Annotated in this window: 6 protein-coding genes; 1 reads left to right on the top strand and 5 read right to left on the bottom strand. The window is 73.7% G+C overall.

All coding sequences use genetic code 11. The features are described 5' to 3' along the window. Positions 1–204 precede the first annotated feature (204 nt). Entirely contained in the window at positions 205–1,002 is a 798-nt protein-coding gene (locus ACFZDL_RS04850; protein ID WP_353591952.1) for a thymidylate synthase, read from the top strand. Between the two features lie 78 nt (positions 1,003–1,080). Here the strand turns inward: ACFZDL_RS04850 and ACFZDL_RS04855 are convergent, their stop codons facing one another. From ACFZDL_RS04855 to ACFZDL_RS04875, 5 genes are all read right to left on the bottom strand, one after another. Then, positions 1,081–2,364, bottom strand: a complete 1,284-nt coding sequence (locus tag ACFZDL_RS04855) for an RICIN domain-containing protein (RefSeq protein ID WP_353591953.1) — start codon at positions 2,362–2,364, stop codon at positions 1,081–1,083. A 49-nt stretch (positions 2,365–2,413) separates the two neighbouring features. Next, complete coding sequence (locus ACFZDL_RS04860; RefSeq protein ID WP_353591954.1) at positions 2,414–5,467, bottom strand: hypothetical protein; 3,054 nt, start codon at positions 5,465–5,467, stop codon at positions 2,414–2,416. Continuing rightward, entirely contained in the window at positions 5,464–6,006 is a 543-nt protein-coding gene (locus tag ACFZDL_RS04865) for a hypothetical protein (protein WP_353591955.1), read from the bottom strand. Before ACFZDL_RS04865 ends, ACFZDL_RS04860 begins: the two co-directional genes overlap by 4 nt. Next, positions 6,003–6,863 carry a type VII secretion system-associated protein gene (locus ACFZDL_RS04870; protein WP_391190398.1) on the bottom strand — a complete coding sequence of 287 codons (861 nt, stop codon included), beginning with the start codon at positions 6,861–6,863 and terminating at the stop codon, positions 6,003–6,005. The genes ACFZDL_RS04865 and ACFZDL_RS04870 overlap by 4 nt, the downstream gene beginning before the upstream one ends. Positions 6,864–6,979: 116 nt before the next feature. Beyond that, entirely contained in the window at positions 6,980–7,126 is a 147-nt protein-coding gene (locus ACFZDL_RS04875) for a hypothetical protein (RefSeq protein WP_353591956.1), read from the bottom strand. Positions 7,127–7,247: the final 121 nt, after the last annotated feature.

The following is a 7,247-nucleotide window of genomic DNA, read 5'->3' on the forward strand; positions in this document are numbered from 1 at the left end:
GTCGTCGTCGGGGCCGGCTGCGGGCCGGGCCGGGCCGGTGACCGGGCGTGGCCGGTGGCCGTGCTGGGAAACTTTGTGCGGCCCGCAGGCGGCGGGCGGACTCGAAACGGGAAACGGGTCCTCGCGTGCGGCACAGGCAAGGTTCGCAGCACGCTGAAGCACTATGAGGGGCCGCCTCGCAGGTGGCCAGTAGACTCGACGGCCGTGGCGGACACCCAGTACGAAGACCTGTTGCGGCTGGTACTCACCTCCGGGACGGCCAAGGCCGACCGGACGGGCACCGGCACCCGAAGTGTCTTCGGGCACCAACTGCGCTACGACCTCTCGCAGGGGTTCCCACTGATCACCACCAAAAAGGTGCATCTGAAGTCCATCGTGTACGAACTGCTGTGGTTCCTGCGAGGCGACTCGAACGTCGGCTGGCTGCATGAGCACGGCATCACCATCTGGGACGAATGGGCCGACGCGAACGGCGAGCTCGGTCCGGTCTACGGCGCACAGTGGCGTTCCTGGCCCGCCCCGGACGGCAGGCACATCGACCAGATCAGCGAGGTCCTCGACACTCTGCGCCGGGACCCGGACTCCCGCCGGATGATCGTCTCCGCCTGGAACGTCGCCGAGCTGGACAAGATGGCTCTCGCGCCGTGTCACGCCTTCTTCCAGTTCTACGTGGCCGACGGCAAACTCTCCTGCCAGCTGTACCAGCGCAGCGCGGACCTGTTCCTCGGCGTCCCGTTCAACATCGCCAGCTATGCCCTGCTCACGCACATGGTGGCGCAGCAGGTCGGCCTGAAACCGGGTGACTTCATCTGGACCGGCGGCGACTGCCACCTCTATGACAATCATGTCGAGCAGGTGACCGAGCAGCTCTCGCGCACCCCGTTCCCGTTCCCGGGGCTGCGTCTGCGTCAAGCCGCCTCGCTTTTCGCATACGCCTACTCCGATGTGGACGTGCTCGACTACCAACACCACCCGGCCATCAAAGCCCCGGTCGCGGTGTGAACGCCGGGCCGTCGCGTCGTGGAAGCCCCCGCGGGCACGTGGCGTGCCCGTACCCGCGGGGGCGGAGACGCGTGGACGTCAGGACTCGCCCTTGGACATCAGCCGCCACTCGTGGTCGTCAGTGGGAGAGCACTTGTAGATGCCCAGACGTGCTTCGTTGCCGCCGAAGTCGGGCTTCCCGCCCCAGACCTCCAGGCACCGCTGATCGCTGGCGTAGTTGTGGATCCAGAACGTCCGGTTGCCGCCCCGGTTCTCGACCCACCACAGCTGGTTGTCCTGGAGCGTGCGGTTGCAGTGGGTCTGGTTGAGCCCGGTCCTGTCCGGCTTGCCGCCGCGGCCGGGCAGGTCAAGGCACAGGCCGCTCTTCCTGTTCTTGATCACGACGAGATTGCGGCCCTGGGGCCCCTTGTTCTTCTGCGCCAGGACGAAGTCCCAGACCTGGTTGTCCGCGCCCCAGTCGTCAAGGCAGTCGTGCTGCAGGACCACGCCGTCGAGCTTGCCCTTGCCCATGCCGGGCAGGTCCGCGCACCGGCCGGTCGTGACGTTCTTGAGCTGGAAGTTCGTACGCTGGTCCGGGGCGAGCAGATAGGTCTTGCCGGCCGGCACCACCTTCTTCGCCCGAGGCTTCGGCTGCTCGCTGCTCGGCTCGGGATCAGGCTGGGGCCGGGACTTCGGCTGCTCGCTGCTCGGCTCGGGCCGGGGCTTGGTCTCCGGTGAAGGGGACTCGCTCTTCTTGGCGGGGGGCGGAGTCGGCGACTCGGCGGCGTACGTACCGGGGCCCTCCTCCTCGGCCTTCGGGACCGTCATGCCGGAGTTGGGCTCGGGTGCCGCCTTGGTCTTGTGATCGTCGTCATCGGCCCCGAAGGCCAGGAACGGCAGGGATATCAGCAGCGCGCCCGCGATGGCCGCGGCGGCGAGCAGCGCCTTGGTGGGACGGCCCGAGGGGGGCTCGTCCTCCTCGCCGACCCCGGTGTCGGCGCCCGGCGGGTGATCACCCACGGCCGACGCCATGGCGTCGGCGGATTCGCGGCCGTCCGCGTGGCCGCCGGCCTCGGCGGGCGGTACGTCCGGGGCCGCCGGTACGTCCGGCGCCCCGGCCTCGGACGCCGCTGTGGCCCCGGCGGACGCCACGGTGGCCCCGGCCGCGCCCGGCGTCACGGACTCAAGGGACTCAACGGACTCAACGGGCCCACCAGCCGACGCGGACTCGTCCGGCGAGACCTTCGGCTGCTCGGCGGTGTCCGTGCTCTCCGTACCCAGCGGTGTCAGCGCGGAGGAATCCGGCGTAGCGGCGGTGCCCGGCAGGGCGACGGCGCGGCGCACCACGGGCCCCTTGGGGTTCATGGGTTCCTGACTTGACATCATTTCTCCTTGTATCCGTTTGCGTTGTCCATGCGCGGCGGCCGACCGGTCATCGGCCGGTGCCGGGCCGAGGTCGGGCGGCCGGGTCCCCGCCCTCCCCCAGCGGTCCTTCGCACATCTCCGGCCACGGGAGGGGCCCCGGTGCGACGGGGTGGCGGCGCAGCGCCTCGTCCAGCCGGTCGAGCGCGGCGCGGTCGTGGTCATCGAGCCGTGCGTCCTGCGGTACCGCCCCGGCGGCGGACGGGGAGGACGCGGTGGCGGGTACTTCTCGCAACAGCACCAGCGGGGCGCCGTCGGCCTTACGGACATCGAGCACCCGCAGCAGCGTCCCGGGGGCGAAGACGACCTCGTCCCCACCGGAAGCGGAGCCGGGGCGGCCGGTCAGCTGGCGCGTGCGGCGCCCGGTGACCGACCAGATGGCGTACTGCGCGCCGGCAGGGCGCGGCGCCCCGGCCCCCAGCGGCAGCGCGCACACCGGCCCCGGGTCGCGCAGCAGGGTTCCGGGGACCAGCCCGCCGTCCGCCTCGTGGGTACGGCGGCACGCCAGGCCCCGGTGCGACGGGAGCCGCCGCAGCGCGGAGGCCACACAGGCGGCGTACGGCAGCAGCCGCTCGTCGCCCGTACGCATGGCGCGGGCGAGCGCGGCATGGCTCAGCGACGCCGCCGGAGTGTCCGGGGTGTCAGAGGCGTCGGGGCCGTACGAGGTGTCGAGGTACACGTGGAGCGCGATCAGATCGGTGCGCGCCGCCTCCTGCTCCGGCCCGCGCAGCGCGGGCATCCGGGTGAGGGCGCGGGTGACCGCGGCGCTGTGCCGCTCCCACACCGCGTCCGCGAGCGCCCGGAAGGCGGTCCGCTCGGCCTCCGTACTGACATGCCCCGGCAGGAACGGAACCGGCGGCAACGGCCGGAGAGGCACGGACGGCGTACGAGCGGCCGGGGGCTCGGGGGCCGCCGGGCGTACAGGGGGTGCCATCAGCTCGGCAGGCGTCGGCAGCTCCGGAGGAGCCGGACTCTCGTCGGGCGTCCGGGGGGCGGAGTGCTCCGACGGCCGGGGGGCGGCCGGAGCCGCCGGAGCGGCGGGGGTTGCCGCGGTCGCCCGCCCGTCCTGGGCGGACCGGCCGTTCGGCACGGCCGGGGTGGCGAGGGCGCGGCCGGAGCCCGGCGGCTTGCTCAGGCCCTGGCCGCCCGTTCGCGGCCTTGGGGGCTCCGGGGATCCTGCCCCTGCCCCTGCCCCGGATGTGGCGGACGCGGCAGGCAAGCCGGGCGCGGCGGAGGTGTCGCGCGCGGCCGGGGCCGGGGCCGTGCTGACCATCGACGGCCGCGTCGGGGGAAGCACGGGACGCGGATCCTCGGTGGCTTCCGCAAGCGTTCCCAGGGACATCGGATCGCGCTCGTGGTCCAACTCGTGGTCCGGCTCGGGCTCTGCTTCCGCGGCAGGGGCGGGAACGGCCGACGCGGAGGTGGCAGGGGCGGGAACGGGCGTGGCCGAGGCGGCCGGGGCGGAAACGGCCGGCGCCGGGCCGGACTCCGTCGGCGCCTGGGCGGACTCGGCTGGGGCCGGGCGGCGCGCCTCGGGCCTGGCGGGCGCGAGGCCGGCCCCGAAGCGGAGCGTCCGCAGGCCGTGTTCCGCGGCTGTGCGGCGCAGTTCGCGGCCGCCGTCCGCACACGTACCGAGCACGAACAGCCTGGCCCGGCCGCACACGTCGGCGCCGAGTCCGCCGAGCAGTTTGCCGAGCACGGGGTACAGCGTCGCGTCGATCGGCTGCCCGGGATGGCCCAGTTCGATCGCCGGTCCTTCGGGGTCCACCGCGCGGGCGGTGGCAGGTGGCGGCTCGCTCTCGGTGTCGGTGATCCACAGGCCCGCCCGGGTGACCGTGACACGCCACCGGTCGGAGAGGCGTATGGCACCGTGTTGCGCGCTGCCGCGGCCCGGAACGGGCGGACTCCAGCGCAACAGGCGGGGGCTCGGGGCGGTCTCGCCCTCGCGCGCCGGGGCGCACACCACGGCGTCCACGAACGACTGCCAGCGAGGCGCGCCATCGGCGCCGACGAGCACGGACCGCACCGTGCCGGGCTCGGTCGGGCTGCCGTAGGACATCAGCGGCATGCCGGTGCGGACGACGAGTTCGACGCCGAGCGAGTCGGCGACCGACTGGCTGGTGCGCAGGATGTCCCGGGGGCCGCCGGGGGCGAGCCGGACGCGGGGCCTGACGGCCTCGGGGAGGGCGGTGAGGAGTTCGGTGAGGTCGCCCGCCGGGACGTCCTCGTCCCGTGGCGCGCCCAGCAGCACGGTGGGGCCGCGCGGGTCGGCCGGTACGGCGTAGCAGAGGTCGCCGGGGTGGGGCGGGATCGCGTCCCGGGACCGGACCAGCACGCCCGCCGGGATCTGTTCGACGGCGTATCCGCCGGAGGTGCCGGTCGGCAGGTGCTCGACCGCGGGCTGCCACGCGGGGGCCGGCTGGCGCGAGCCGATCCGCACCGGTTCCGCCCCCGGCGCGAAGCGCCACCATCCACCGCGTTCGCCACCGCCACGCTCGCCGACCCGGCCCGAGCCGCTTCGCTCACCGCCCCGGCCCGGGCGCCGCTCCGGTACGAACAGACCGCCGCCGGGCACCACCAGGGCGACGCCGTCGGGGGCGATCACCTCGATCTCCCAGGCGTCGGCGATCCGGCGGGCCACGGCGGGCTGGTCCGGCCGGTCGTCACCCGCGGCCGACAGGACGAGCCGGACCACTGCGACGCCGTCCGCGCGGAGCGAGTCGAGCACCCCGCCGAGCCGCGGCCACAGCTCACCGGCCGACGACGCGTCGGCCCCGGCGACCACCGTCACGGTGTGCTCCGGGTCGGCGGAGAGGGCCCGGACCAAGTCGGCGACGTCGGAGGCGGACAGTGTGTCGTCCGCGGGAGAGCGGAGCAGCATGACGCCGCCGTGCTCCTCGACGAGCAGCGCCCCGCCGCGCCCGTGGCCGCCGCCCTCGGAACGCTCCAGCGTGTCCAGCGTGGTGACGGGCGCGGACGGCGCGGCGTCGGTGGCGGGCCCGGTACGGGCTCGGGCGCCCCGCCCGCTGAACCAGCGCGCTCTGGCGCCCCCGGAACGGCTCACGCCTGTCCTCCTCGTTCTCCTCGTTCTTCGCGGGCACCGGCCGATGTGGCTTCGGCCTGAACCGCTTCCGCCCGTTCGACCCCATCCGTCTGCTCGAACCCCAGCGTGCCGGTCCGGTGGAGGTGGCGCGGCGAGGTGTAGATCGGGACCACCGCCGGGCCGTAGCCGGTGGCGGCGAGCCGGATGACGCGGTCCACATCGTCGGTGGGCTCGGGCCTCCCCCGCGCACCCGGCGATGGCACGCAGTCCTCGTTGGCCTGCCATTCGACGACCTCGCCGTCGTCGTCGGAGCGCCACTGGCCGACCACCGCGAACTCGGGCGGCGCGGGGTCAACCGTGGCGGCAGTGGTGGCCGGGGTGGTGGCCTCGCCGTTGGACTCACTCATCGTGTCCTCGCTTGCTGTCGCACTGTTCTCTTGCTGGGCGAGCGGCCCTGACAACTCGCCCACCGACTCGGCCAGGGTGACCGACCGGCGCACCACAGGACTGGCCGGCGAAGCCTTCCGGCGGCGCTTGGCGGTGTCGTCCGCCTCGGTCAACGGCTCTCGCCCTCGCCGGAGTCCGGCAGCTGAGGGTCGGTGACGCGCTTGCTGCGGGGCGCCGCAGTACCGCCCCCCGGTGCGGTGCCCTCGCGGGCCACCGTCGTCGGCCACTCGACCTGGGACTCCTCCGCCCCGGCCTCCTCCGCGGGCGCCTCGGCCGCGGCGGCCATGATGTCCGCCAGACCGTCCGTGGTCATCACCATGCTGACCGGGGCGGAGCTGTTGATGCACAGGCTGTGCCCCTCCGGAAGCCGCTCCAGGAACGCGGGCACCCGCACCCGCTCGAACCCCAGGCGTCCGGCCGCGTGCAGATAGCGGGGCGAGGTGTAGATGGGGACCACCGCCGTGCCGTCCGGCGCCGACGCGCTCACCGGTTCGCCGTTCGCCGTCACCAGCACCGCGACCTCCGCCTTGGCCAGCGCGGCGGTGACATCCTCCGCCGGACCGTAGCCGGTGGTGGCAAGCTGGATGGCGGCGTCCACGTCGTCCTCGGGCTCGGGCCAGCCGAGCGCTTCCGGGGAGGGCTGGTAGCTCTCGTTGTCCTGCCACTCCACGATCTCGCCGTCGTCGTCGGAGCGCCACTGGCCCACCACGGCCCAGTCCGGCGGCGGGCCTTCGCCCTGCCACGCGGGGTCGGTCAGGTACAGCCAGTGGTTCGGCGCCAGTTTGGCGGCCTTGACGAACTCCTCCGGCGGCTCCGGAACTTCGGTGTCGTCGGACACCCCGGGCACCATTCCGTCGGGGGACGTCCCGGGTGCCGGGGAATCGGCTGCCGACTCGAACTCCGTGAAACCGGCCGACGGTTCGGCCGATGCGGATGGGGTGATCGCGGCGGAAGCGCCCTTGTCGCTCATGCTGTCCTCGCTTACTGGGCCGACTGGCTCACTGCTGGCAATGCTCGGCGTGGTGGATGATGTGGGCGCACCCCTGCGGGGTTGCCCGGTGTGCCCGTTCCGTCCCCCGAGGCGCGTCACGCCCGTCCCACCCGGCTCACCCGCAACTCGCTCACCGGTACGAGCTGGGCCACCTGGGCGGAGGAGCTGAGGAACACCAATTCCCGGTCCTCGGACAAGCCATCGAGGAGATCGGGCACCCGCGTGATCACATGCGCGGGCACTCTCCCGTCCACCGGCTGAGGGGTTTACGGGGCGGTGGACGGGTGCCACGGCGAGGGTGACCAGGCTGGTGCCGACCGTACGGTCCGGCGTCGGCTTGTTCTGCGGGGGCGTCACCACGAT

The sequence above is a fragment of the Streptomyces sp. NPDC007917 genome (assembly GCF_042959105.1).
Lineage (GTDB): Bacteria > Actinomycetota > Actinomycetes > Streptomycetales > Streptomycetaceae > Streptomyces.